At 63.2% G+C, this 26,016-nt stretch carries 23 protein-coding genes; 13 read left to right on the top strand and 10 right to left on the bottom strand.

The genetic code is table 11. The features are described from left to right. Nucleotides 1-2: 2 nt before the first annotated feature. From BX591_RS13545 to BX591_RS13535, 3 genes are read right to left on the bottom strand one after another with little or no spacing between them, the layout of a single operon-like run. On the bottom strand, nt 3-1,448 hold the full coding sequence (locus BX591_RS13545; RefSeq protein ID WP_167444548.1) for an FAD-binding oxidoreductase: 1,446 nt from the start codon (nt 1,446-1,448) through the stop codon (nt 3-5). Between the two features lie 7 nt (nt 1,449-1,455). Then, on the bottom strand, nt 1,456-2,763 hold the full coding sequence (locus tag BX591_RS13540) for an MFS transporter (RefSeq protein WP_111931939.1): 1,308 nt from the start codon (nt 2,761-2,763) through the stop codon (nt 1,456-1,458). A 55-nt stretch (nt 2,764-2,818) separates the two neighbouring features. After that, nucleotides 2,819-4,249 (bottom strand): sulfatase-like hydrolase/transferase, encoded by a 1,431-nt coding sequence (locus BX591_RS13535; protein ID WP_111931938.1) that lies wholly within the window; start codon nt 4,247-4,249, stop codon nt 2,819-2,821. 130 nt (nt 4,250-4,379) lie between these two features. On the opposite strand from BX591_RS13535, the gene BX591_RS13530 reads away from it, so the two are divergent. Continuing rightward, nucleotides 4,380-5,330 (top strand): LysR family transcriptional regulator, encoded by a 951-nt coding sequence (locus tag BX591_RS13530; protein WP_111931937.1) that lies wholly within the window; start codon nt 4,380-4,382, stop codon nt 5,328-5,330. A gap of 21 nt (nt 5,331-5,351) precedes the next feature. Here the strand turns inward: BX591_RS13530 and BX591_RS13525 are convergent, their stop codons facing one another. Both BX591_RS13525 and BX591_RS13520 read right to left on the bottom strand, forming a co-directional pair. Continuing rightward, nucleotides 5,352-6,215, bottom strand: a complete 864-nt coding sequence (locus tag BX591_RS13525; protein WP_111931936.1) for a helix-turn-helix domain-containing protein — start codon at nt 6,213-6,215, stop codon at nt 5,352-5,354. Between the two features lie 137 nt (nt 6,216-6,352). Beyond that, the gene (locus BX591_RS13520; RefSeq protein ID WP_111931935.1) at nt 6,353-6,901 is read right to left on the bottom strand and encodes a carboxymuconolactone decarboxylase family protein; all 549 of its coding nucleotides are present in this window, start codon (nt 6,899-6,901) and stop codon (nt 6,353-6,355) included. A gap of 309 nt (nt 6,902-7,210) precedes the next feature. On the opposite strand from BX591_RS13520, the gene BX591_RS13515 reads away from it, so the two are divergent. Beyond that, nucleotides 7,211-7,807 (top strand): putative pterin-binding protein, encoded by a 597-nt coding sequence (locus BX591_RS13515; protein WP_111931934.1) that lies wholly within the window; start codon nt 7,211-7,213, stop codon nt 7,805-7,807. A gap of 3 nt (nt 7,808-7,810) precedes the next feature. Here BX591_RS13515 and BX591_RS13510 read toward each other — a convergent pair whose 3' ends face one another. The 3 genes from BX591_RS13510 to BX591_RS13500 all read right to left on the bottom strand — a co-directional run bounded on the left by BX591_RS13510 (nt 7,811) and on the right by BX591_RS13500 (nt 11,514). After that, entirely contained in the window at nt 7,811-8,917 is a 1,107-nt protein-coding gene (locus BX591_RS13510) for a porin (protein ID WP_111931933.1), read from the bottom strand. A gap of 84 nt (nt 8,918-9,001) precedes the next feature. Beyond that, nucleotides 9,002-10,330, bottom strand: a complete 1,329-nt coding sequence (locus BX591_RS13505) for a uracil-xanthine permease family protein (protein ID WP_111931968.1) — start codon at nt 10,328-10,330, stop codon at nt 9,002-9,004. A 68-nt stretch (nt 10,331-10,398) separates the two neighbouring features. Then, nucleotides 10,399-11,514: an aryl-sulfate sulfotransferase gene (locus tag BX591_RS13500; RefSeq protein WP_111931932.1), complete on the bottom strand. Its 1,116-nt coding sequence runs from the start codon at nt 11,512-11,514 to the stop codon at nt 10,399-10,401. Nucleotides 11,515-11,618: 104 nt separating this feature from the next. Between BX591_RS13500 and BX591_RS13495 the strand changes: the two genes are divergently transcribed. After that, nucleotides 11,619-12,575 carry a LysR family transcriptional regulator gene (locus tag BX591_RS13495; RefSeq protein ID WP_111931931.1) on the top strand — a complete coding sequence of 319 codons (957 nt, stop codon included), beginning with the start codon at nt 11,619-11,621 and terminating at the stop codon, nt 12,573-12,575. Nucleotides 12,576-12,615: 40 nt separating this feature from the next. On the opposite strand, the gene BX591_RS13490 is transcribed toward BX591_RS13495, so the two are convergent. After that, nucleotides 12,616-14,793, bottom strand: a complete 2,178-nt coding sequence (locus tag BX591_RS13490) for a tetratricopeptide repeat protein (protein ID WP_111931930.1) — start codon at nt 14,791-14,793, stop codon at nt 12,616-12,618. Nucleotides 14,794-15,035: 242 nt separating this feature from the next. Here BX591_RS13490 and BX591_RS13485 point away from each other — a divergent pair, with 242 nt between their 5' ends. From BX591_RS13485 to BX591_RS13440, 10 genes are all read left to right on the top strand, one after another. Next, nucleotides 15,036-15,437, top strand: a complete 402-nt coding sequence (locus BX591_RS13485; protein WP_111931929.1) for a DUF2946 domain-containing protein — start codon at nt 15,036-15,038, stop codon at nt 15,435-15,437. An 82-nt stretch (nt 15,438-15,519) separates the two neighbouring features. After that, a complete protein-coding gene (locus tag BX591_RS13480; RefSeq protein ID WP_111931928.1) occupies nt 15,520-17,925 on the top strand; it encodes a TonB-dependent receptor in 2,406 nt (801 codons plus the stop codon). Between the two features lie 70 nt (nt 17,926-17,995). Next, complete coding sequence (locus tag BX591_RS13475) at nt 17,996-19,504, top strand: PepSY-associated TM helix domain-containing protein (RefSeq protein WP_111931927.1); 1,509 nt, start codon at nt 17,996-17,998, stop codon at nt 19,502-19,504. A 53-nt stretch (nt 19,505-19,557) separates the two neighbouring features. Continuing rightward, complete coding sequence (locus BX591_RS13470; protein ID WP_111931926.1) at nt 19,558-20,013, top strand: copper chaperone PCu(A)C; 456 nt, start codon at nt 19,558-19,560, stop codon at nt 20,011-20,013. 110 nt (nt 20,014-20,123) lie between these two features. Next, nucleotides 20,124-20,384, top strand: a complete 261-nt coding sequence (locus BX591_RS13465) for a BufA1 family periplasmic bufferin-type metallophore (RefSeq protein WP_111931925.1) — start codon at nt 20,124-20,126, stop codon at nt 20,382-20,384. An 18-nt stretch (nt 20,385-20,402) separates the two neighbouring features. Next, on the top strand, nt 20,403-21,302 hold the full coding sequence (gene bufB, locus BX591_RS13460; RefSeq protein WP_244147001.1) for an MNIO family bufferin maturase: 900 nt from the start codon (nt 20,403-20,405) through the stop codon (nt 21,300-21,302). Beyond that, on the top strand, nt 21,286-22,074 hold the full coding sequence (locus BX591_RS13455) for an HvfC/BufC N-terminal domain-containing protein (RefSeq protein WP_111931924.1): 789 nt from the start codon (nt 21,286-21,288) through the stop codon (nt 22,072-22,074). Before bufB ends, BX591_RS13455 begins: the two co-directional genes overlap by 17 nt. A gap of 119 nt (nt 22,075-22,193) precedes the next feature. Continuing rightward, a complete protein-coding gene (locus BX591_RS13450; RefSeq protein WP_111931923.1) occupies nt 22,194-23,249 on the top strand; it encodes a HoxN/HupN/NixA family nickel/cobalt transporter in 1,056 nt (351 codons plus the stop codon). Nucleotides 23,250-23,371: 122 nt separating this feature from the next. Further along, entirely contained in the window at nt 23,372-24,166 is a 795-nt protein-coding gene (locus tag BX591_RS13445; protein ID WP_111931922.1) for a DeoR/GlpR family DNA-binding transcription regulator, read from the top strand. Next, entirely contained in the window at nt 24,163-25,317 is a 1,155-nt protein-coding gene (locus tag BX591_RS13440) for an MFS transporter (RefSeq protein ID WP_111931921.1), read from the top strand. Before BX591_RS13445 ends, BX591_RS13440 begins: the two co-directional genes overlap by 4 nt. Here BX591_RS13440 and BX591_RS13435 read toward each other — a convergent pair. Then, nucleotides 25,314-26,015 carry a methyltransferase family protein gene (locus tag BX591_RS13435; protein WP_111931920.1) on the bottom strand — a complete coding sequence of 234 codons (702 nt, stop codon included), beginning with the start codon at nt 26,013-26,015 and terminating at the stop codon, nt 25,314-25,316. The two genes, BX591_RS13440 and BX591_RS13435, sit on opposite strands and share 4 nt — an antisense overlap. Nucleotide 26,016: the final 1 nt, after the last annotated feature.

Here is a 26,016-nt window from a genome sequence, read left to right as displayed (position 1 = left end):
GTTCAGTGCGGCGCTGGTGTGGCGGGTTGAGCGCCGCCGTGCGAGGGGTCCGGCGCGATCACGCGTGCGTCGTTCAGAATGCCGCACGGGTCGAGCAGGTTTTTCAGTTTGCGCATCAAGTCCGTTTCCGCGGACGAGCGGCTCAGATGCAGGAACTCCTGCTTGACCACACCGATACCGTGTTCGGCGGAGATGCATCCGCCGGCCTTTTGCACCTGCTCATAAACGAGCGTTTCGACCTGGTGCATGTCGGCCATGTTCGCATACGGACCGGACAGCAGATGCAGATTGCCATCGCCGAGATGGCCGAAGAACAGATGCGTTTGCTCAGGGAAGCGCGACGTCAACACCTGCCTCATCGCCGTGACGAAGCCGTCCATTTCGATCATCGGCAAGCCCACGTCGAACGCGGCGTGGGGTTTCAAACGGCTCAGCAATTCGCCGACGGTCTCGCGATACGCCCACAGTTGCCGCGCGTGATCGAGCGATTGCGCGACGATCACGTCATCCACGATTTCGTCTTCCAGCGCGTATTCCAGCACTTCTTCCAGCGCCTGGCGCTCGCTCTCTTCCGAGCCGCCCAGTGTTTCGACCAGCACATACACCGGTGAACGCGTGGCGAACGGCGCCTTGAGTCCGCCTGTTTCCATTGCCGCGGACATGAAGTCGTCCCACATCAATTCGAACGACGACAACGCCGGCAAACGACGGCGCAGTTCTTTCAGCAGACGTGTCGCGGCGTCGAACGATCCGAGCGCACAGAGTGCCGTATTCGCAACCGTCGGCTTGGGTTCGAGTTTCAGCACGAGGCGCGTAATCACGCCGAGAATCCCTTCCGAGCCGATAAACAACTGCTTCAGATCGATGCCCGTGGTGTTCTTGGTAACCTTGTTCATCATCGTCAGCACGGTGCCGTCCGCGAGCGCCACTTCCATGCCGAGAATCAGGTCGCGCATCACGCCGAACCGCACCACGCGATTGCCGCCCGCATTGGTGGCCGCGTTACCGCCAATCTGACACGAACCGCGCGCGCCGAGATCGAGCGGAAAGAACCACCCTTGCGCTTCGACATGGGTCTGCAACTGCTCCAGCGCGAGTCCGGCCTGCACGGTGATCGTGCCGCCAACGTGGTCGAACTCTTCGATCAGATTCATTTTCGCGAGCGACATCGCGACCTCGCCGGCTTGCGGCGTCGCGCCACCCGCGAGACCGGTCAAGCCGCCCTGTACGACGACCTTCTGCCGATGCGCCGACAGCACGCCGAGCGCGCGCGCCACTTCGTCGGGCGTGCGCGGCATCAGCACGAGCGACGGGCGTTGCTTCTCCGTGTCGCTCCAATCGCCCGCATGCGCGTCCAGCATGCCGGGGTCGAGCGACACGCAGTGGTCGCCCAGTTGTTCAACGAGTGCCTGCTGTAAATCCGTCATGTCGTGTAGGTGCCGTGTCATTCAACAATCAGCCTTGTTCCGCGATGTGCCCAAGCTGCCCGCCGAAACGCTTCAGTCCCAGGCCGGCGACGAGCGCGATCACCGCGACGCCGGTCAGAAATAGTCCGGGCGCCGCCGCCGAGCCGGTTTTGTGCAATAGCTGCGTTACGACCAGCGGCGTAATGCCCGTAAAAATCACTGTAGCAAGATTGAGTGATAACGCAATGCCACTGAAGCGCACGGGCGTGGGAAACAGATCCGCCAGCAGGTACGCATACGACCCATTGACCAGACCGCCGACAAAACCGATCACCACGAACGCGGCCACCGGATCGATCTGATGCGCGGCGATGAGCCGGTAGAACGGATAGCTGCCGGCCAGCATGAGAAGCGAGCCAATCCGGTGCCAATAGCGCGAAGGCAGCCGATCGCCGATCCACGCGAAGAACAGCAAGGACGCGGACATGGTCGCGATCCCGATGTTCTGCCCGGCGCTCGCGAGACTCGGCGAAACGTGCAGCACGGTCGTCATATACGACGGCAACACCACGAACAGCAGACTGTTCGACGCATTGACAATGCCCGCCACGCCGACGCCGACGACCACCTGCTTCGGATACTCGGTGAGCACGATCCGGAACGGACGCTTGACCTTATGACTGCGCAACCGCTGAAATTCCGTCGATTCTTCCAGCGACGTGCGCAGCCAGTAAGAGACCAGCCCAATCACACCGCCGAAAATAAACGCGATCCGCCAGCCGAACGCCAGCACGGACTCGGCGCTCAAGCCCGCATGCAGCGCGAGGCTGATCAAGGTGGCCGTCAGCACACCCGAGTTCAAACAGAAGATCACGAGCCCGCTGACGAGACTCGCCCGTTGCGGAATCTCTTCCACCACATACGTAATCGAACACGGCAATTCGCCTGCGAGGAAGAAGCCCTGCGCGAGCCGCAGCAGAATCAGCAGAACCGGCGCCATCACGCCGATGGACGCATAACCGGGAATCAGGCCGATGCCGATCGTGGAGGCCGACATCGCCAGCACGGAGACCAGAAAGACCAGCCTGCGACCGAAGCGATCGCCGAGACTGCTGAGCACGATGCCGCCAAGCGGCCGTGACACGTAGCCGATGGCGAACACGCCGAACGTGCTGATCAGCGATGCAATCGGATCGGCGGCGGGAAAGAACTGCCGCGCGATTTCGCGGGCAAACACGCCGTAAATGATGAAGTCGTAGATTTCCAGCGATCCGCCGAGGCTCGCGAGAATGACCGTCTTCCAACGGGTTTGGCGCGCGGGCTCGTGCGCCGCCGCTGCCAGGTCTGCTGAGGCCATCGGGTTGTCTCCCTCGAATTATTCTGTGTTATTCACGCGGCTGCCCGGCCGCGAATCATGCCACGGGTACGGGCGTCGCGGCGGGCGTGCCGGTTTGCAAAGCGGCTTCACGCCCGCCGAATGCCTGAATCAGACGATCCTGATCGGCTTTCGCCAGCCTGTCCACGCCTTCGGGGTCGAGCAGTTCACGCAAACGCTTCTCGAACGAAGCCAGCACCGGTGCGTACTCCGGCAGACCCGCGAGATCGTGCAACTCTTGCGGGTCCCGCCGCAGATCGAACAACTCCGGCCGCAAACCGACGTAATGGTGGTACTTGTAGTCGGCATTCGCCAGCATGTAGGCGGCGGTTTCCGATCCCACCGCGTGGTACTCGCTGAACGCCAGCCGCTCGGGTTGAGCCGGCGCGTTGGCGAGTTTCGCGAGCGACTCGCCCGGGCTCGCGTTCGCGGGCGCAATGCACCCGGTGCGTTCCAGAATCGTGTTCTGAATGTCGATCAACGACACCGGCGTTTCGCACACTTTACCGCGCGGAATGCCTGCGCCCGCAACGATCATCGGAACACCGGTCGACTCGCGGTACATCAGGCATTTGTTCCACATACCGCGCTTGCCGAGGTTGTCGCCGTGATCGCTGCTATAGATGACGGTAGTCGAATCGTCGAGACCGTTGTCCTCGAGCGCCGCGAGAATCTTGCCGACTTGCGCGTCGAGGAACGTGACCAGCGCGAAATAACAGGCCATCGCGAGGCGGCGGCGTTCATCGGTGCCGATCGCGGCGTCGTGATCCATATGAATCGCCTGACGCTCGACCCATGGATGCCGGACATAACCGCTCGACGGCTGCAACGGCGGCAACTCGATGCTGGCGGGATCGTAGAGATCGAGATATTCCTGCGGCACGATCAGTGGGAAATGCGGTGCAACGAGTCCCGCGAACAACACCCACGGCTTCGTGTCCTCGCGCGGCTCGCCGAGCCAGTCGACCGCCGTCTCGGCCACCCGCATATCGAAGCGGTTGTAGTTCGACAGCCCCGGGCCGATCTTGTCGTACAGCGGCGAGCGCCCCATGGTGCGCGGCAACGGATTGCGCACGGAACCCCACACCTGACCGATGCCATCGAGAATATGCACCGCCTGCCGCTGATGACGAAAACCGACCGGCGCCGCCTCGCTCTTGTAGTGCAGCTTGCCGATCGAGTCCGTGACCATCCCATCGTTCGTCAGATACTGCGCCCAGCCAGGCGCGCTGCCATCGTACGCAATCGCGTTGTCCCAGCAGCGAATGTCGTGCACGTAGCGGCCCGTCGCGAGACTCGCGCGGGCCGGCACACAGATCGGCGACGGCGTATAGGCGTTGCTGAAGCGCGTGCCGCGCGCGGCGAGCGCGTCCAGATTCGGCGTGTGAATGAACGGGTGGCCGGCGCATCCCATCAGATCGTGTTGATGCTCGTCCGACAAAATGAACAATACGTTCGTAGGTTTCATGGTGGGGGTGTCCGGGCGCGCTATGAATGCGGCTGTCTCCTGAGCTTAATCATGGTCTGCGAGCGCATGACAAGCAATTGACATTTTGTCGAAAGCACATAACCATAAGTTATTCGCGAGGAGGAGCGCTATGGACCCGATCGAGCGGTTTTTTCAGGCTGGATTGAAGCTGAACCACCTGCGGTTGCTCACGCTATTCGATAGTCTCGGGCAGATCCGGCTCGTGGCGGAAAAGCTGAATGTGACGCAACCGGCCATCTCGAAGCAACTCGCCGAACTGGAGGCCGGACTCGGTGTATCGGTTATGACGCGGGTCGGTAACCGGCTTCAGTTGACCGCCGTCGGCGAAACGCTGACCAAGCGCGCACGGGAGGTGTTTCATCAACTCGAACAGGCGCGCTATGAAGTCGATGCGCTGACCAGCGGCCTATCCGGGAAAATTTCAGTGGGCGCGGTCGCGACCGTATTACCGGTGTTCGCGCCGGAGTTGATTCTCGAGTTGAAACGGCGCGCGCCGCATGTGAATGTCGCGCTGCAAGAAGCGACCAGCGACCGGCTGTTTCCATTGCTCGCCAGCGGTTCGCTGGATTTCGTGTTGAGCCGGACCGAGCCGGTCGGATTCGGCAAAACCGAATTCGCTTCTCACATCATCATGGAAGATCCGATCGTCGTGGTATGTGGCCGCGATCATCCGCTGGCGAACCGAAGGCATGTCACGCCGGCAGATCTAGCCGGGTCACCGTGGATTCTGCCGCCTAGAGAGGCGCCTACGTGCCTCGCGTTGCAAAGCTGGCTCGGCGAATCCGGACTCGCATTTCCCGATGGCTGCGTGCAATCCATCTCGTTGCAGACGAATGAGGCGATGCTCATGAGCTACCCATTTCTCGCGTTGATGCCATTAGCAGTTGCGCGCAAGCGGGCGGGCCGCGCCGCGCTCGCCATTCTCGCGTTGCCTGGTGCGAGCTTTCTGGAGACGGTGCAGTTGTTCTATAGCAGCGAGTCGGTGAATCCGGTGCTGCCTGCCGCGCTCGAATGTGTCGCCGCGGTGCGGGAGCGGTTGCGGCGACCAGTGGCGGAGTGAGGCGGTAGTGGTTCCGTCCGCTTAGGTAGGTGCTTTTGCCTTTACGTTCGTGTCGAGCATCTGCAGGTGAAGCGTTTCGGTCTCGTCGTCCGCAGGGAACATGCACTCGATCCGTAGCTCCTGCGCGGCGATGGTTTGCGGCGTGCCGACGCTGGTGACCATCGAGAAATACTTCATCACGCGTCCGTTTTTGATGAACCCCATCGGGATCACCGGCATGGAGGCCGACGCAGAATCTGTTTTGAGCGCGTCGCCAGGTTGCGGTTTCGCTTCCACTTCAGGATACGCGCGCAACGCCGCCAGCAATTCACGCGTTTTGTCGTCGATCACCCGCCCCACCGACTCGCGATAGACCCGCTGAATCAGGCTATCCGCCACCGCTGTCCAGTCGGACACGAACGGCCGCATGCCGTCGGGATCGAAAATCAGATGCAGCATGTTGCGCTGCCCCTTGCGTGCCGCCATGTCGATAAAGCAGTTGAAGAAACGCGGCGCGGCCTCGTTCGTCATCAGGACATTCCAGTAACGGTCCATGACGATGGCCGGAAATGGTTCATGCTGCCGCAGCATGCGGTCGAGCGCTTTCGTAACGCCGTGCATTTCTTGCGCATTCCACGCGCTGTCGGCGTACATCGGCGCATAGCCTGCGGCCAGCAGCAGCGTGTTGCGTTCGCGCAAGGGGATGTCGAGCGTTTGCGCGATATCCATCAGCATCTGCCGGCTCGGTACGCTGCGCCCGCTTTCGATAAAGCTGATGTGTCGCTGCGAAACGCCTGCATTGAAGGACAAATCCAACTGGCTGATCCCGCGCATATCGCGCCAGTGACGCAACAGCACGCCGAGATCGTGCGGCGGTGCGTTCTTGCTGGGGTTCGGAGGCTTCATCGTTCTCTTATCCGCAGGTCGATACAGAAGCGGTTCGGCGATCGGTGTCTCGTGAGCCATCTTCCACGTTGACCGATCAACCGAACCTTGCCGGTCAGCATACTACGCGTCGCCGACCGGCTCTTTCCTGAGGCAACTCAGGCATGCCATGCGTGAACCTGGAATTGCGCTTCCAGCGGCGGCTGCGTAATACTGCCCACGTAGTTCGTGATGGTCGACGCCGCCGTGACCGCGAGCAACTCGAGCACTTGATCGCGACGGAAGCCCACTTCGAGAAATGCGCTCACGTCCTGGTCGTCGAGATGGCCGCGCTTTTCGATTGCGGTCTTCGCCAACGCGGAAAGCGCGGCATGCTGGCGATCCGCAGGCGCTCGGCCGGCGCGAATCGCTTCGACGTCGGCGGGCGTGAGCCCATCGTGCAGCGCGAGCGCTGTATGAAACGCGACTGCCCACGAACATGCGTTGGTCACCGCGTTCGTCAGCAACAACGTCTGGATCTGCGCTTCGGAAAACGTGCCCGAATGCACCTTCTGAAACAGATCGATAAACGCGCCGATCAGCACGGGCGATTCAGCCATCGCACCCGCAATGTTCGGGATAAAGCCAAAAGTCTGCTGAAGCTGCTGCAACACGGGCCGCGATTGTTCCGGCGCGGAGTCAAGGGTATGAACTTGAAATGTCGACATGATGTGTCCTCGATGGTGAACGCGGTTCAGGGTGAACGACGCGACCACCGAAGATTAGGCGTGAGCGGAACGCTCGCCAATTACCTCCGATGTAATAGAAGTTCGATACGCGCAGCATGAGGGCACCCCTCGCGCTCTTCTGTTACAACTCGAAAGGCCTCTCCCCGCCGGCAAACAATCAAGGTGAGGCAATGAATCAGAAACATAAAACAGTCATCGCACAGACCACACTTATTACCCGACAATAGAGCACTCGACGATTAATCCGCCCACGTCGCCCTCCAACAAAAAAACCGGGAGTCCACGCCAATGAACAAACGCCAGTTCCTGACCCGCGCTGCCGTATTGAGCGCTGCGGCAGCGCCCGCATTCGCCGCCAAACCTGCCCGTCATGAAGCCTGCAATGCGTCGCCCGTGGTGCTGACCATCACCGGCTCAATCAAGCGCCACAATCGCGGCGCGCTCGATCCCGCATTCGATCAATTGCTCGCGAAGCATCAGGTGAAGTTCTCCGAAGCGTACGGCATGGACTTTGCGTCAATCTCCAGCATGCCGGCCGTGACGATCAAACCCACCACCGAATACGATTCCCGCCAGCACACATTGAGCGGCCCGCTATTAACCGACGTACTCGACCATGTCGGCGCACCGAGTGCCGGCAGCACGCAAATTCTGATGCACGCGGTAGACGGCTATGCCGTGATGACCACGCTCGACAAAGTGCGCGCGTATCGCTTCATCGTCGCGACACAGATGGATGGCAAGCCCCTGCCCTTGGGCGGCGTCGGTCCGCTCTGGGCCACCTACGACGCCGACAACATCGCCGAACTGTCGAGCAAACCGCTCAAGGATCGCTTCGAGTTGTCGCCGTGGGGGCTGTACCACCTGCAGGTGAGCGAAGCATAGCCTTCAAAACAGGTGATGAATCCCGCTGAGGAAAACCGTTTGCCGTCCGCCTGACGCCGCGCCAATGCCGATCGTGTTCGCCACCGCGCCGCCGCCGGCGGTCTCGAACATCAGGTCCGCGTAGAGCTGGGTCGTCTTCGACAGCGAATAGACGTTGGCCACGGTGAATTGCGTCCAGCGGTGTCCGGTGAGCGTCGCGGTCCACGCCCCCGCCGACACTTCTTCGGCGGGCGTCAAACGCAGATTCGCGCCGCCATCCACGCTACGAAAATGTTCGACGCCACCGGCCGATTCGATCCTCAAGTCGGTGGCCAGCGCATGCACCGTCACGCGCTCGAACCGGTACGATCCGCCAATGCCCATATCGCGCACCTGTTTCGCGTTGAAAGTCGCGCCCGGCGCAAGCGTCTGGCCTTCGAACGAAGTCAGCCCGAGCCCGGTGGAAAGCGGCAACAAGCGGTCGCGATACTCGGAATAAACCGCCACCAGCTTGACCGGCCCGTTCGTATAGTTCGCACCGAAACTAATGGTCCGCCCGTTGGTATTGCTCGCCGCGGCGCCCGCAAATCCGTACATCGCACCGAGCAAAAGACCGTGATAATTCGCACTCTTCCATTTCACGGTATTGGATAGTTGCACCGGCAACGTGCTGCCCAGACCGTCCAGATTGCCGGGATGAAACGCCGAGAAATCGCCGAGCAATTGCCCCGTCGAAACCGAACCGAGCCACTCGAAATTCCAGTCTGTCTGACGGCCCAGCGTCACCGTGCCGAAGACCGGATCGGCAAGACCGACATACGCTTGCCGATTGAAAAATGTACTGCTGCTGGCGGAAGCGCCGGTCGTCGTGACGAAACCGCTTTCGAGCCTGAATAGCACCGTGCGGCCCGCGCCGATATCCTCGACACCCTGAAAGCCGAGCCGGTCTGCCTGTAACGTGCCCTGTTCGGCGATATAAGCCTTTGCGCCGTGCAGATTGCTCACATAGCCGAGGCCGGCGTCGAGACTGCCATACAGCGTGACGCTGCTCTGCGCCTGCGCCGTTGAAGAAACGCCGAGCGCAGCCGAGCACGCGAACGCCGTCGCGTGAAAAGCGAATTTTGTTTTCATGAAGTGTGGGGTGAAGCGTTGGAAGGAGAAAGGCGAACTACGAATCACGCATCACGAAGGCGTCGATACCCGCTATCGGGTAAGTCAGGTGGGTTGGACTTTCTCCGCCGGCACGAGACGCCATGCACCGAACACGAGATTGACCGCGATCGCCGTGAGCGTGCCCGCCGCCATGCCGTTACCGAGCACGATCTGCACCGGCCCCGGAAACGACGCATACACGTTCGGCACCAGAATCGGTATCAGCCCCACGACGAGCGCCGCCGCCAGCGTGTATTGATTGCCACGCGCATGCAGATCGACCTTGCCGAGCAGATTGATGCCCATCACACCGATCATCGCGAACACGATCAGCGCCGTGCCGCCCACCACGGGCGCGGGAATCGCGTAAGCGAGGCGCCCCAGCGGCGCGAACAACGCGACCACCATCAACATCGCGCCGGCCGTCGCGGTGACGTAGCGTGAACGCACGCCGGTGGTCTGCACGACGCCGATATTCTCCGCGCTGGTGATAATGAGCGACGTGCCGAGCAACGAACCAACTAATGACGCGAGTGCATCGCCGCGAATCGTTCGCGGCACATCGCGGCGCATGTCGATCGGCTTGCCGGTGATCTCGCCGACGGCCACCGTCTGCGCGGTCGCCTCGGCCATCGAGATCACGCTGAAAATCAGCATCGGCAAGGCGGCGAGCACGTCGAAGCGCGGCTTGCCGAACGGCAGCAGCGCCGGCAGCGTGAACAGCGGACCGTCCCACAGACCGGCAACGGGCATCAGCCCGACCGCCCAGCCGACGAGCGTGCCAACCACGAGCCCCAACAACACCGCCAAGCGTCCGACAGTGCCCTTGAACAAACGCGCCACTGCAATCGTCGCCACGATCGTGACCACCGCGAGACCGAGCGACAGCGGCCGTGCAAATCCCGGCGTACCCGGCTGCCCGACCACGATTCCCGCGTAGATCTTGACCAGGCTCACCGACACGAGCACCAGCATCGTGCCCACCACCACGCGCGGGAAAAACCGCAGGCAGCGCGCGAACACCGGCAACACGATCCAGTAAAACAGACTGGTGAGGATCGCCGCACCCGCGGCGGTGCGCAAATCCGTCTGCGTGGCGATCACCGCGAACAGCATGGCCGGCGCGCCGCCCGGCACCATGACGAACGGCAGGCGCGCGCCGATCGAGCCCGCGCCCAGCGATTGCAGCAACGTGCCCGCCCCGCACACGAAAAAAGTCGCGCCGATCAGATGCACGGTCATGTCGCCCGGCAGCGACAACATCTTCGACACCAGAAAAACCGCCGTCACCGGCGAGGCTGCCATCGACAGAACATGCTGCAGGCCGAACAGCGCCAGTTGCCAGCCAGGCAACCGCGTGTCGACGCCATGTGTGGCTGGATCAGGATTCACGTAACCCCCGGAAGGCGATTCGCAATAAGGCGCAACGGCGCGCGCGACGCGCACCGCGCGCACCACGTTCATGCGCGCAACCACGGCAATTGCTCGCGGCTATAGCGGAAGGTCTGGAACACGCTATTCAACTGGCCGGGGCCGGTCTTGCGCGCGGCTTCGTCCGGATATTCGCCGAACCAGGGAATCACGTATTCCCACACCACCTCCCCCTCCGGCGTCACTTCGAACAGTCGCCCCGTCGCCGATTCCGTGACGTGTGTATTGCCGTTGGCGAGACGCTGCGCGTTGCCCATGAACGCGCTGTAGAACGCATTGACCATGTCGTCCGCGTACGACCACACCACGTCACGAGTCGATGGATCGATCTCCAGCACGCGCGAGAACGCCACATGTGCGCCGGTGCGGAAGTTGCCGTTGTCGAACGTGAGAATGTTGCCGTTGGCGAGCGCCACCGGTGCATGCTGATGCGACACGACGCTCGGCGGAATGTGCGTCGTGACGCGGCCACTTGCACGGTCCACGGCGATGATCCCCGAGGTGGTGCGCAAGCTCATCAGCACCTCGCCCTGCGCGTTCACGCCGAGTCCGTTGACGAGCGGCCAGTGATAGCGGCCAAAGCCGGCCGCGATCGGAAAGTCCTTCGGATTCAGATGTTCCGCGGCCTTCCACTCCCATACCAGCTCCCCGGCACGATTCACCTCGCGAATCACGTCCGCGTACATCGGCTCGTCGGGCCCATGCGCGGTGCCGCCCGGCACACGCTCCGCGAAGCCCGCCGGCACCCGTTCGCACGCGGCGTACAGCAGATTGCCGTTAGGCAGCCACTGCGCGTCGTGATGATGGGCGGGATCTTCGTAGCGCCAGACCACCTCGCCTTGCGGCGTGACTTCGTAGAAATCGCCACCGTGCCACATAGACCACGGCGCGTAACGGTCTTCCGAGTTCGCATGGTTGCCGTTGTAGCCGAGATTGCCGTTCGGCAGAATCACCGCGTGGCGGCCGGGACGCACCGGCATTTGCCACTCGTGCACGACCTCGCCGCGAATGTCGACGAGATAGACGCGCCCGCCCGCCGTCTGCGGCGCGATCAGCGTATACCCGCCCGCCGAGCGTTGCGGGTCGAGCGCGATGAGACCGACGCCGCGGCGCCGCTGGGTAATCTGGTCGACAGTGGTGGTCACGATTCGCTCCGTTAAGATGATGGAGCAAAATCTAGGCTATTCGATCCGTCAGGAAAACATGATTGTTTTATACGGCCTGTACGGAAAAACTATACGGTGCAAATATGCGTCCAATATCGCAGACATTCCGCTGTTTCGACGAGGTGGTCAGGCGCGGTTCGATCCGCAAGGCGGCCGAATCGCTGCACCTGACCGCTGCCGCGGTACACCAGCAAATCCTCAATCTGGAAGAGCAGGTCGGCTCGCCGTTGTTCGACCGCTTGCCGCGCGGTATGCAGCTCACCACCGCCGGCGAGATCATCATTGCGGCAGTGCGGCGCGGGCAGCGCGATTTCGACAATGCGATGACCCAGGTCGAGGATTTACGCTCGCTGCGGCGCGGCCATATCAACCTGGCGGTGTCGCCCTCGTCGGCCGAACAGCTGGTGCCCGATGCGATCATGGCAGCCATGCAGAGCTATCCCGGTGTGACGTACAGCGTGCGCTCGGGCAACGGTGAAAGCATCCTGAAGTGGGTCGAGACCGGCGAGGCCGACATCGGCTACGGACTGCGCCGCAAGCCGCCGCCCGGCGTCGTGGAAGTGCGCGCGTTCTCGCAGCACCTCGGGCTCGTCACGCCGCCGGGACATCCGCTGACCAAACTGAACAAGCGGCCGCGACTACGTGACTGTCTCGACTATCCGCTCATTCTGATGACGCCGGACACCGAGTTGCGCGCCATGGTCGATCAGATCGATCACCGCGAGAAACGCAAGGCGCGGCCGCTGGTGGAAACCAGTTCGGTGTCGATGGTGCGCCGGCTGGTGGCGGAAGGTGTGGGGATCGGCTTTCTGATCGCGGAGAACGTTGCGGAAGACGTGGCGCAGCGCAAGCTCGCGTGGTCGGCGCTAGCGGATGCCGGCGCCAGATCGTTCAGTTGCCTGTATCAACGCGCGGACTTGAGCACCACGGTCGCGATGAGCATGTTCCTGCAGTTTCTCGGTCAGGCGATCGAGACGACCGAAAACCGTTTTCATGCGAGTACGCCGACGCGCCGCAAACGCACCGCGCCGGTCAAGTGACGGCGCGGTCACGTCGTTGCAAAGGCAACGGAATGGCCGTTCAGTTCACGCTGTCGGTGCGGCGCTCAACCGCCACATCGGCAGCGAATCGCGCGATACACGCCTGACGCACCCGGTCGATCGGCATCGACCAATCTTCGTTCGGTGCGCGGCGGAATAACCGCATGGTGTGCGGATACCACGGCGAGTCGCTGCGCTCGTGCATCCAGCGCCAGTCGATATCTTTTTCCGGCAGCATCACCCAGCACGGCTTACCGAGCGACGCGGCCAGATGCGCGGTGGACGTGTCCACGCAAATCACCAGATCGAGCTGGTCGATGATCGCCGCCGTGTCGGCGAAATCGTTGAGCTGCGAGCCGAGATGAAGCAACGGCTGCGAAGCCGGCGGGTTGCGCGCTTCGTCTTCGCCCTGCCCTTTTTGCAGACTCACGAAGCTCAGGCCGGGTACGGTCCAGAGCGGCGCGAGCATGGAAAGAGAAGGAACCGAGCGGTTCGCGTCGTTATGGTGCGCCACGTTGCCCTTCCAGACGAGGCCGATCCTGCGGCCTGGCGGCAGCGCGTCCAGCACCGGCTGCCACCGCTCCACCAGTTGCGGTTCCGCGCTCAGACGCGTAGGACGCGGAATCGTGTCGATCAGCGTACGCAGATGCAGCGGCGCGCTCATCAGACTCGTCCAGCAGTCGTAACTGGACGTGCGCGCCAACGCCGTGTCATGGTCGACCAACGAATCGACCCCGTCCACGGAGGCCATCAACCGATGCAGCGCCGGCATGCACGCGAACTCGATCCGCTTCGCGCCTTGCGCCTTCAGCAAAGCGAAATAGCGGCTGAACTGAATCATGTCGCCGAGACCGTCTTCCTGCCACACCAGCAGTGTTTTACCGGCCAGCGTCTCGCCGCCCCACTGCGGACACCCCAGCATTTCCCGCGTCTTGTGATGGACGAAACCGGGTTGAAAATAGCGAAACTCGTAAAGCTGCCAACCCTCTTCGAAACGCCCCATGCTGAGCAGCAACACGGCGAGCCCGAAGCGTGCGTCGCCGTAAGCGGGATTCAACGCGAGCGCACGACGATAAGCGCTTTCGGCTTCCGTCAGCCGCCCGAGTTGCGCCGCCGCCGCGCCGAGGTTGTAATGCGCCTCGGCGAGGTCGGGGCACAAGGCCAACGCCTGCGTGAAGGCCTCGATCGCCTCGGGCAAACGGTCGAGCAAACGCAGCACGCAGCCCAGATTGTTGTGTGCCTGCACGATATCCGGCCGCCAGCGCAGCGCCTCGCGATACGCGCGCTCGGCGTCGCCGAAACGTTCGAGTTTGGCCAGCACGATACCGAGGTTGTAGTGCGCCTCGGCGTAATCCGGACGACTGGCTATCGCAGCGCGATAGGCCGCTTCGGCTTCGGGCAGGCGCGTGAAATCGGTCAGCACCGAGCCGAGATTCAGATGCGCTTCTGCGTAATCCGGACGCATGGCGAGCGCAAGGCGGCAAGCCAGTTCGGCTTCTTCCAGCCGGTTGGTCGCCTTCAGCACGCCGGCCAGGTTGTTCAGCGCCTCCGGATATTGCGGCCGTATCGTCAGCGCCTGACGATACGCAGCGTCCGCTTCCGGCAGTCGGCCAAGTTCCATCAACACATTGCCGAGGTTGTTGTGCGATTCGGCGTGCCCGGGCAGACCGAGTAGCGCCGCCCGATACGCCGCTTCGGCTTCGGGCAGACGGCGCAATTCGTGCAGCACCATCGCGCGGTTGTAATGGGCCTCCGCGTAATCCGGACGGATTTCAATCGCCTGACGGTACGACGCCTCCGACTCTTCCTTGTAGCCGAGCCCGTAAAGCACGATGCCGAGGTTGTGGTGGGCATCGGCCCGGTCCGGCCGCAGAACGATCAGTTGCCGGTACATCGCCTTGGCCGCCGAGAGTCGCCCCAGCGACTTGTGCAGCATGCCCAGGCTGTCGTACACCTCCACGTAACCGGGTTTGATCTGCAGACAGCGGCGCCAGTAGTCGTCCGCATCGTCCAGATTGCGCAGCGCGAACGAACAGGCGCCGGCGATATTCAAGGCGTCGGCGAGTGCGTCGTCGGGTATCGTTGTGCCTTCAACGAGCGGCGCGAGCATCGGCGCAACCCGCTGCAAGGCGTCGGCGAACTGTCCGGTCGACACTAGCGCGACGGCCTGCTGGTTGAGGTCGGTGATCGAGGTGTCGGTCGTCTGCGTCGTGGTCATGAGTCGTGGTGCATGAAGGCCGGCGCTGTGCCGGCCAGGTCGATCGTTGCTTGCGTGCCGCGGCAAAGCGCCGCGCGGGACGGAATGCGCAACATGTACCACGCAGCTTAAGCCAATCCGCGCACCGGTAACGGCGGGAAATGAACGGTGTTCGGCCCTCTAATCCCCCGCTATAACCAGGATCACGCGAGAAAAGTTCGCGCCGCAGTGCTAGAATCGCCCCGCTTTTAACTTTCAATCTCATGACTCTACGCGCCCGCAACCGCATGACCGCCTGGCTTGGCCTCGTCGCCATGTGCCTGGTCGTGTTCGCGCCGCTCGTGAGTCAACTGCTGGCGTCGAGCCGCGCGGGCGAGCCTATCGCCGCGCTCTGCTCGGCGCTTCAGCCGCGCGGAGTGGGCGCGCTCAGCCAGCCTGTCGTCGCCACACCGGCGCCGGTTCAACTCAGCCATAACGACGCGTTCGGCGCCTGCGGCTACTGCCATCTGCTCGAACACCACGTCGCCATGCCGACGGTCGCCGCCGTCGAGCCGCAAGCCTCGCTCACGCTCGCCGGTACCGCCCCGCCCACGCTCTCCACCCGCTTCACGCCGCTCGGTGCGTTTCCGTCCGGCCGTCCTCGCGCCCCTCCTGCCGTTTCCTGATCACTGCCGGTCCTGATCGCGCATTCGTCGCGCCCGTGTAGGGCGCGCGCGGTCGTCTGTTCAATGCATCCAGGAAACGTTCATGTTCAACTTCGCCCCGCGAAGGCTGTCCGCTCACGCCCGCCGCGCACGCGGCCTGATCTCCGCTCGCCTGCCGCTGCCGGCTTTGCCCGTCTGTCTGCCGGCTTTCATTCCCGCCTTCGTGCCCGCGCTTGTGCCGGCGTTATTGCCGGCGTTCGTATCGACCCCGGCCCGCGCCGATACCGTGATCGCCGAAGCCACGCTGCCGGCCGTCAACGTCACCGCCAGCGCGAATACGGCGGCCGCGCCGCGCGCCGTCGATCCGAATCTGCCCGCCACGGTCGAAACCGTCACGCGCGATCAGTTCGACAACTGGAATGTGGTCAATACCGAAGACGTGCTGAAGTACATGCCGAATCTGGCGGTACGCAAGCGCTTTATCGGCGATCTGAATTCGATCATCGCCGTGCGCGGCACCAGCAATTCGCAAAGCGCGCGGGGTCTCGTGTATGCGGACGGCCTGCTGCTCAGCAATCTTCTCGGCAACAATTATTCGTTTCCGCCGCGCTGGTCGATGGTCGCGCCCGACGAGATCCAGCAGGTCGACGTGATCTACGGGCCGTTTTCCGCGCTCTATCCGGGCAATTCGCTCGGCGCAACGGTGCTGATCAGCACGCGTATGCCGAAGCAATTCGAAGCCAGCGCCGACGTCAAGGCGTTCACGCAGCATTTCAGCCTGTTCGGCGTGAATCAGAACTTCAACGGCAGCGAAGCGAGCGCGTCGATCGGCGACCGGGTCGGCAAGTTCTCGTACCGGCTGGACGTGAATCATCTGGACAACACCAGCCAGCCGCTGCAATTCGCCACGCTCGCCAAATCCGGCACGCCCGCCAAAGCCGGCGACGTGCCGGTCACCGGCGCGTATCTGTACAACAACCAGACCAATGCGCCGACGGCGGTGCTCGGCGTGAACGGCGAAGGCATCGAACATACGATTCAGGATCAGTTCAAGCTGAAGATGCAGTACGACTTCACGCCGACACTGCAAGCCGGTTTCACGCTCGGTTACTGGCATCAGACCTATAACAGCCAGACCTCCACCTTCCTGCGCGACGCGAACGGCAACCCCGTTTATAGCGGCAAGGTAGCGATTGGCGGCTACGAGTACAACGTTCCCGCCGCCGCATTGGCGCCGAGCCTCGGCTATAGCGAGAACTGGCTCTACGGCGTGTCGTTGAGAACCCGCTACGCCACCGGCTGGAATGCCGAAGCGGTCGCCTCTTACTACGACGTCAGCAACAGCGTGGCGCGCACGGCCGCTTCCGGCGCGCCGGGCAATGGTCCCGGCACGGTGATTTTCGGCGACGGCACCGGCTGGAAAACGCTCGATCTGCGCAGCACCTACACGCCCGCGTCGAAGCAGGCCGGCCTCGCGAATCACGCGCTGAGCTTCGGCTATCACTACGACAATTACTTCCTCGATAACGAGAGCTACAACACGCTGAACTGGCGCGACGGCGGAGCGACCACCTTCGCCAACGCATTCCGCGGCAAGACGCAGACCCAGGCGCTGTACGCACAGGACGCATGGCGTTTTCTGCCGCGCTGGAAGCTCGTTTATGGCGTGCGTTACGAAGACTGGCAAGCCTATGGCGGATCGCAAGCGCTGCCCGGCCAGGCCTTGCCGTACAGCGACGCCAGCCAGCAGCACTTTTCGCCGAAGGCCTCGCTGTCGTTCGACGTCACCGACGACCTGATCCTGCGCGCCTCGATCGGCCGCGCGTATCGCTTTCCGACTGTCAGCGAACTGTTCCAGGGGCAAATCAACGGCTCGGCGATCGTCAACAACAATCCGAACCTGAAGCCCGAAGACGATCTCTCCAAGGAACTGACGGCCGAATGGGCGCACTGGAATGGCGTGTTCCGCTTCTCGCTGTTTCAGGACGACGTGAAGAACACGATCTTCAGCCAGACCGATACGACCGTGATTCCCAACGTGACGAACTTCCAGAACATCGGCAAGGTGCGTTCGCGCGGCGTGGAAACGAGTTACTCGGGACAGGACGTGCTGGTGCGCGGCCTCGATCTGATCGCCAGCGTCGCGTACACGCAGTCGAAGATCATCGCCAATGCGCAGAATCCGGCCACGGTCGGCAAGTACTTCTATCGCATTCCGCTGTGGCGCGCGAATCTCGCCGCGACTTATCGCTTCGACGAACGCGCGGCGCTCACGCTCGCCGCGCGCTATTCGGGCCGCCAGTACAACACGCTCACCAATACCGACACCAATCCGGACGTGTTCGGCGGCACCAGCTCGTACACCGTGGTCGATACGAAGTTCACCTTCCGGCCGACGAAGCTGAGCGAGATCGGTGTCGGCGTCGACAACCTGTTCGACGCGCGCTACTTCGTCTACCACCCGTATCCGGGCCGCACGTTTTATGTGGAAGCGAAGCTGCGCATGTAAGCGTGCGCCATGAACGCGTTCGTCGTGCGGTGAAAGCCGCTCGACTTAAAACCTATCTCAGGAGGATTTCATGTCCACCACCACCGCCCAACGCATCGTCACGGCAGCCGGCACGGCGAACCCCGGCTATCGCACACTGTGGCGCTGGCACTTCTATGCGGGCCTCTTCGTGATGCCGTTTCTGGTCGTGCTGGCGATCACCGGCACGCTGTATTGCTTTCAGCCGCAAATCGAGCCGTTGCTGTATCCGCATCGCCTGATCGTCGAACCGCAAGCGGCGCCCAGGCTGACCGAAGACACGCTGTTGGGCAAAGCGCGCGCGGCCATGCCGAAAGATGCCGTCGCGCTCACTGCCGCGATTTCGAGTGCGCCGGATCGCAGCATGGAATTCGTGTTCCGGCTTGCCGATGGCGAAAAACAGAGCGTCTATCTGAATCCGTACAACGGCGAGGTGTTGGGCACGCTGAGCGTCGAGCATCGCCTCATGCAGGTGGACCGCATGCTGCATCGCAAGCTGCTGCTCGGCAAGCCCGGCGAGCTGCTGATGGAACTCGCCGCCTGCTGGACGCTCGTGATGATCGGCACCGGCGTCGCGCTCTGGTGGCCGCGTGAGAAAACCACCGCCCGGGCCGCGCTGGTGCCGCGCTTCGCGCTCCGGGGACGCCCGTTGTGGAAGAACCTGCACGCCGTGATGGGCATCTGGCTCGCGCTCGGCGCGCTCGCTTTCGTGCTGAGCGGGCTGCCGTGGACGGGCTCATGGGGCAAGCAGTTCAAGGCGCTCGCGACCGCCGCGAATCTCGGCGCGCCGCCGGGTTCGTGGGGCGGCTTGCCGTTGCGCTCGGTGCTGCCGGCCGGCCTGCCTATCGATGCGGCCGCAACGGCCGGTACGACCGCGAGGGCCGACAAAACCCGCGCGGCACCCGACGAACACGCCGGCCACGCCGCCGGCATGGATTCGATGCCCGGCATGGTGATGGACGATTTGCCCTTGCCGCTCACGCCGTGGGCCGTCGGCAATTCACCGGTGCCGACCTCCGCTGAACCACACGCGGTTCAACCAAAGCCGCTGCCGCTCGGCCACGTCGTCGCGCAACTCGCCTCGCTCGGTGTAAAAGACGGCTACAGCATCGTGCTCCCCACTTCGCCAACCGGCGTCTACTCGGTTTCGTACTTCCCTAACGATCCGAAAGACGAACGCACGCTGTACATCGATCAATACAGCGGCGCGGTGCTGAAGGACATTCGCTATGGCGACTACGGCGCGGTGTCGAAAGCGGTGTCGTATGGCACGTCGTTGCATATGGGCCGCTATTTCGGCCTCGCCAATCAGCTTATCTGCGCGGCGATTTCACTCGGCCTCGCCGCGATGGCGGTGACCGGTTGCGTGATGTGGTGGAAGCGCCGCCCGCAACGTTCGCTCGGCGCGCCGTCGCGTGAACGCACCGCGCCGCCCATGCGCGGCTGGAAAACCGGCCTCGTGCTGCTCGGCATGATTTTCCCGCTGATGGGCGCGACGCTGCTGGCCGTGTGGCTCGCCGACCGGACGATTTTCGGCCGCAGCGCGCGGCAACCGGCCTAGCGTCTTTTCTTTCCGTCGACTCTGTCGATTACCGTCGAACCATGGAGCACATCATGAACACGTCGCGTCAACTTCTCCTCGCCGCATTGCTGTGCGGTGCATCGTTCCAGGCCTTTGCGGCAGAACCGGCTTCCGCGCCCGCGAGCGTGTCCGATTGCTGGATTCGCGCGTTGCCCGGCGATCTGCCCAAGGGCGGCTATTTCAAGGCCCATAACGCCGGCGACCAACCGGTGAACCTCGTCGGCATCAGCTCGACAGCGTTCGGCATGGCGATGCTGCATCAAACGCAGAGCCAGGGCAGCACGTCGTCGATGGCGATGGTCGAACAGGTCCCCGTGCCCGCACACGGCACACTCGTGTTCGCGCCGGGCAATTATCATGCAATGCTGGAAGAGCCGAAACAGGCGCTCAAGGTCGGCTCGACGATTCCGCTGACTTTCTCGTTCAGCAACGGCCAGAAAGTCACCGCTGCCTGCGCCGTGAAAAGTGCGGGTACGATGGGTCAGTGACGCGCTGGACAGACGGCGCCGCGCGCTTAAAATCTCTCTGCGGATAAGCCCGGCGCTGCAACATAACCCGTGTCACGCGGCCAGCCCAAACACTCATTAGGAGAAGCACGATGAACTCGAAACTTGGTCGGCCCGCCTTGATCGCGGCCGCGCTCGCGGGCCTTGCGGCAGCGCCCATCCATGCCGCGCACGCCGAAGAAAAAGTGCAGTGCTACGGCATTGCCAAAGCCGGTCAGAACGACTGCGCGAGCAAGACCGGCGTGCATAGCTGCGCCGGCGAAGCGAAGGTCGACAACGATCAGGGCGACTTCAAGACCGTGCCGAAGGGCACCTGTAAAAAAATGGGCGGCAAGATCGACGGACAGACCTAGTAGCCCGATCGGCCCGCCGTGTCGCCTACCCCGTCACCCTCGACGAACGCCATCGCTTCGGCGCACGCGCCACCGCGCGGCGTCGGTATCGGCTTGCGTCACGCGCACTACCGCGATTTCCTCGACGCCACGCCGCCGGTGGACTGGGTCGAAGTCCACAGCGAAAACTATTTCGGCGACGGCGGCTTCGATCTGCATGTGCTGCACGCCGTGCGCCGCGATCTGCCCGTGAGCCTGCATGGCGTCGGCCTCGGTCTCGGCTCGGCACAGCCGCTCGACACGCGGCACGTCGCAAAACTCAAACGCCTCGTCGAACGAATCGAGCCCGTGCTCGTTTCCGAGCATTTATGCTGGGGCGCGACGGCCGCCGGTCACCTGAACGATCTGCTGCCCATGCCGCTCACCGACGCGGCGCTCACGCTGCTGTGCGCGCGCGTCGGCGAGTTGCAGGATGCGTTGGGCCGGCCGGTTCTGCTGGAAAACGTCTCCACCTACGTACGTTTTCGCGACGATCAGTACGGCGAGACGGCCTTTCTCGCTGAAATCGCGGCGCGTACGGGCTGCCGTGTACTACTCGACGTGAACAACCTGTATGTGAATCAGTGCAATCACGGCGAGGACGCCATCGCGGCAATGAATGCATTGCCGCTCGACGTGGTCGGCGAAATTCATCTGGCGGGTCACAGCGTGACGGACGGCACGGTGATCGACGATCATGGCTCTCGCGTCGCGGCCCCGGTGTGGACGCTGTACGAACACGCGGTACGGCGGTTCGGCGCGATACCGGCGTTGATCGAATGGGACACCGATCTGCCTGCGCTGGATGTTCTGCTGCAAGAAGCCGACCGCGCCCGTGAAATCCAGACCGCCGGGCCTGCCATTCGCGGAGACCCCAAGAACCATGCGCGCCTCGCTTGAATCGCTGCAACGCCTGTTTGCCGAGTCGCTGGAAACAGAACAGCGGCCTGTGCTTGCAGAACTGCGCACCGACACCGCACTTCAAAATACCCGTATCGACCTCTATCGAAACAACGTTCGCTCGCATCGGCGCGATGCGCTCGCGAGCGCTTATCCCGTGTTGCGGGCGCTGGTCGGCGAGACTTACTTCGGCACACTGTCTAAGGCTTACGCACGTGAACATCCTTCCCAAAGCGGCGATCTGAATTGCTTCGGCGCGGCGCTGCCGGACTTCGTCGAACGTTACGAAATCGACCCACGCTACCGCTATTTCGCCGACCTCACGCGACTCGAATGGTCGCTGCACGTGGCCCACTACGCGGCCGACGCGGCCACACTCACGCAACAGGAGTGGACCGCCATCCGTCCCGACGACCTGCTCGACGCACAACTCGCGATTCACCCCGCTTGCGCGTTGGTTGCTTCGCGCTACGCCATCGCCGATATCTGGAGCGCTCACCAGCCGGACGGCTCGATGCCAACGCAGATCGATTCGCCGACTTACGCGCTGGTCGTGCGTCCCCTTTGGCGCCCCGAGGTACTTGTTCAATCCGCAGCAGCACACGCAGCGTTCGGCGCACTGCAACGCGGAGCGACACTGAATGAAGCACTCGACGCCGCTTTCTGGATCGACGCCGGATTCGATTTCACGTCGCAATGGCGCGCATGGATCGCCGCCTCCGCGATTACCGGCCTTGTGCACGACGCGCCGCGCCCGGCCGAAACGACGTAAGCACCCACGCGGCAAGGCCTTTGTTAGCCCGCCAATGCGACGGACTTTTGATCAGTTCGACAACACCAACGCCGCCGTGTATAAGCCTGTAGAGCATGGCATCTCAAGGTAAACACCCGATGATTTCGCAAATAAAACAGATCTTCAGCGACTCGAACAGTCACGTTCGCACACGCCTGCTCGGTATCTACGGCGTGCTGATCGCCACCAACGTGATCGCGTGGCTCTGGGCACTCATCGCGTTCCGCCATCACCCCGTGCTGCTCGGCACCGCATTGCTCGCGTACGGCTTCGGTCTGCGTCACGCGGTCGACGCGGACCACATTGCCGCGATCGACAACGTCACGCGCAAGCTGATGCAGGAAAAGAAACGCCCGGTCACGGTCGGCTTCTTCTTCTCGCTCGGTCATTCCACGGTCGTGGTGCTGGCCTCGCTCGCCGTGGCGGCAACCACCTCCGCGATGCAAGGCCGCTTCGACCACTACAAGGAAATCGGCGGCGTGGTCGGCACGCTCGTGTCCTCGCTGTTCCTGTTCGCGATCGCGTTGATGAATCTGATCATCCTGAAGTCGATCTATCGGGCGTGGCGCAACGTGAAACAAGGCGGCCGTTATGTCGACGACGACTTCGACCTGCTGCTCGCCAACCGGGGTTTCTTCTCGCGTCTGTTCAAGCCGCTGTTCCGCATGATCGGCCGTAGCTGGCATATGTACCCGCTCGGCTTTCTGTTCGGCCTGGGCTTCGACACCGCCACCGAAATCGCGCTGCTCGGCATTGCCGCCGCGCAAGCGTCGCAAGGTTTGTCGCCGTGGGCGATCATGGTGTTTCCGGTCCTGTTCAGCGCCGGCATGTCGCTGATCGACACGCTCGACGGCCACCTGATGCTCGGCGCCTACGGTTGGGCGTATCTGAAACCGATCCGCAAGATCTACTACAACATGACCATCACGCTGGTGTCGGTGGTCGTGGCGATCGTGATCGGCAGTATCGAGGCGTTGGGCCTGATCTCGGACCAGTTGAAACTGCAAGGTCCGCTGTGGGACGCGATCGGCGCGCTGAACGATCACTTCGGCACGCTCGGTTACGTGATCATCGGCATTTTCGTCTTGAGCTGGCTGGTGTCCGTGCTGATCTACCGCGCGAGGAAATTCGACGACATGGAGATCAGCCGGTAAGGTAAAACGCCGCCTGCCTGACAACACAAACGCCCCTTCATGGGGCGTTTGTGTTTTACGATCGTTTACGCTACATTTTGCTCGGTTATGCTCGATTCATCCGACAACCCGAGACCGACATCATGCAGCGAACCCGCCAGGAAGCCATCGAAGGACTGCTGCCCGAGCAGCGTGAACAACTGATCCTCGCGCGGCTGCGCGTCGAAGGGCGCGTGCTGGCGTCGGCGCTCGCGGCCGAACTGCAGACCTCGGAGCACACCGTGCGCCGCCATTTGCGCGATCTGGCCGATCAGGGGCTGTGCAAACGCGTCTACGGCGGCGCCTTGCTCGCCTCGCCTGCCGACAAACCCGCCGCCGTACGCATGGGCGAAGCCGTGGACCGCAAGGCCCGCCTCGCGGCGGCGGCCGTCGGGATCGTACGGCCGAAGCAGATCGTCTTGCTGGATGCCGGCTCGACCAACGTCGCGATCGCGGCGGCGCTGCCCGATCACGCCGACCTGACCGTCGTCACCAACTCGCCCGAGGCGTGCGCGCGCCTGCTGAACCGGCCGGGCATCACCGCGATCCTGATCGGCGGCCGGATCGCCACGGGCGCGGCCGGCTCGGTCGGCGCGACTGCGCTGCTGCAAGTCCAGCAGATCCGCGCCGACCTGTGCTTTCTCGGCGCGTGCGCGCTCGACCCCGACGAGGGCGTCGCCGCATTCGACGCCGAAGACGCCGAACTCAAACGGGCCATGGTCAAAGCGAGCGGTCAGATCGCGATCGCGTTGACGTCGGAAAAGCTGATGACCGCCGCGCCGTTTTCCGTTGCGCCCGCAACCGCTGTCGACCATCTGTTCGTCGAGCACGACGTGCCGGCCGCGCGCCTCGCGAAGCTCAAGGCGGTCTGCGACAACGTCGAGGTGGCCCGCTCATGAGCGCCTCGCCGACACTCGTCAAGGAACGCGCGGCCACCCTCGGCGTGTTTCTCGCCAACGGATTCGGGATCGGCGCGTGGGCCGTCGAAGTCCCGCGCATCAAGGAAAGCCTCGCGCTCAGCGACACCGCACTCGGCATCTCGCTGTTCGCGTTCGCGCTCGGCGCGATCATCGCCATGCCGCTCGCGGGACAACTGGCGCCGCGCTTCGGCAGCGGCCGCGCGACCGCGCTGCTCGGCGCGGCGTTCGTCGTGGCGCTGCCGCTTCCCGTCTTCGCGCCCAACATGGCCGTGCTCTGCATCGTGCTGCTGGCGCTCGGTGCGGCGAACGGCGCGCTCGACGTGTCGATGAACGGGCACGCCAGCAGCATCGAAAGTCAATGGCATACGCCGATCATGTCGTCGTTTCATGCGGCCTGGAGCGCGGGCGGCCTGCTCGGCGCGGCGACCGGCGCCATGCTGCAAAAGAGCGGCGTGGGCGTGAACGGCGGACTGCTGATTCCGGGCCTCGTGATCGCCGTGCTATTCGCCGGCGCCGCGTTCGTTGCGTTGCGCGATGTCGGGTCGAGGGCGGCCGCGCCGGCCAGCGGCTTCATGTGGCCGAACGCCGCCGTGATGAAACTGGCGCTGCTCGCGTTCCTCTGCATGCTGGTGGAAGGCGCGGTGGCCGACTGGAGCGCGGTGTATTTGCGCTCCACACTGAACCAGCAAGCCAGCGTCGCCGCGATCGGCTATTCCGCGTTTGCGTTTTCGATGGCGGCGTGCCGGATTGTCGGCGACGTGTCGGTGCGCCGCTTCGGTTCGAGCAAGGTGGTCGCTTTGGGTGGCTCGATCGCCGTAGCCGGACTCGCGCTGGTGCTGAGCTGGCCGACCGTGCTCACCGCTTGCGTCGGTTTCGCGATGGTCGGCATCGGCCTCGCGAACATCGTGCCGGTCATTTTCAGCGCGGCGGGCCGCTCGACCGTGACGCCGGCGATCGGTGTGTCGATGGCCGCCACGGCCGGCTATGCGGGCTTCCTGGTCGGGCCGCCGCTGATCGGCCTGGGCGCCGGCCTGCTCGGTTTGCGCGTCGCGCTGTGCGTGCTGGTGATGGCCGCGCTGATTGTCTGCCTGCTGGGCGGCAAGGCCGTGCGCAGCACGCAGCTCGCCTAGAACAAGCCCGGAATCACGCGGAAACGCACCCGGGTTTTGTAGCTGCGATAACCGTCGTCGTGGGACAGCAGTTGTTCTTCGCGAACGATGCGTACCACCTGCAACGCGAACTGGCAGCTATAGACCAGCAGGTTCTGCAGCCCGAAGTTCACCAGCAAAAAACCCATGTCGGTCATGAAGTAACCGAGATACATCGGATGCCGCACGAAACGATACGCGCCGCGCGAGACCACGCCGCGATTGGCTGGCAAGATGCCGAACGAGCGACGCAGCGACGCCTTGGCGAACAGTTGCCAGAAAATACCCAGCAATTGCAGCACCGCGCCGACGTCTTCCGGCACGAGTTGCGAACCGGGGCTCAGACGCACGGCCAGAAAGTAGTAAGTGCCGCCCATCGAGCAGATAAACGCGAGCGGCCGCCAGTCGCGCTTCGCCGGGATTCGCGAGAACAGCGACAGGCCGATCGTCACGAAGGCCGATACGACCAGCAGCAGCAACGTGATCCGCTGCGGCGCCGCGAGCCATTGCCGGATCGCCCCATAGGCGAACAGGCTCAGCATCGACGCGGCGCCGACCCGCGCGGCGATTTCGACCAGGGCGCGCCGCGAACTGGGCGAGCTTTGATCTTCAGCAGATGCGCAAGCAGCCGGGGCATTAGCCTCGGAAGGCATATCTCGCAACGGTGTCGGCAATGTCATG

The organism is Paraburkholderia bryophila (assembly GCF_003269035.1).
GTDB lineage: Bacteria > Pseudomonadota > Gammaproteobacteria > Burkholderiales > Burkholderiaceae > Paraburkholderia > Paraburkholderia bryophila.
This window is presented reverse-complemented; position numbering and strand designations above follow the sequence as displayed.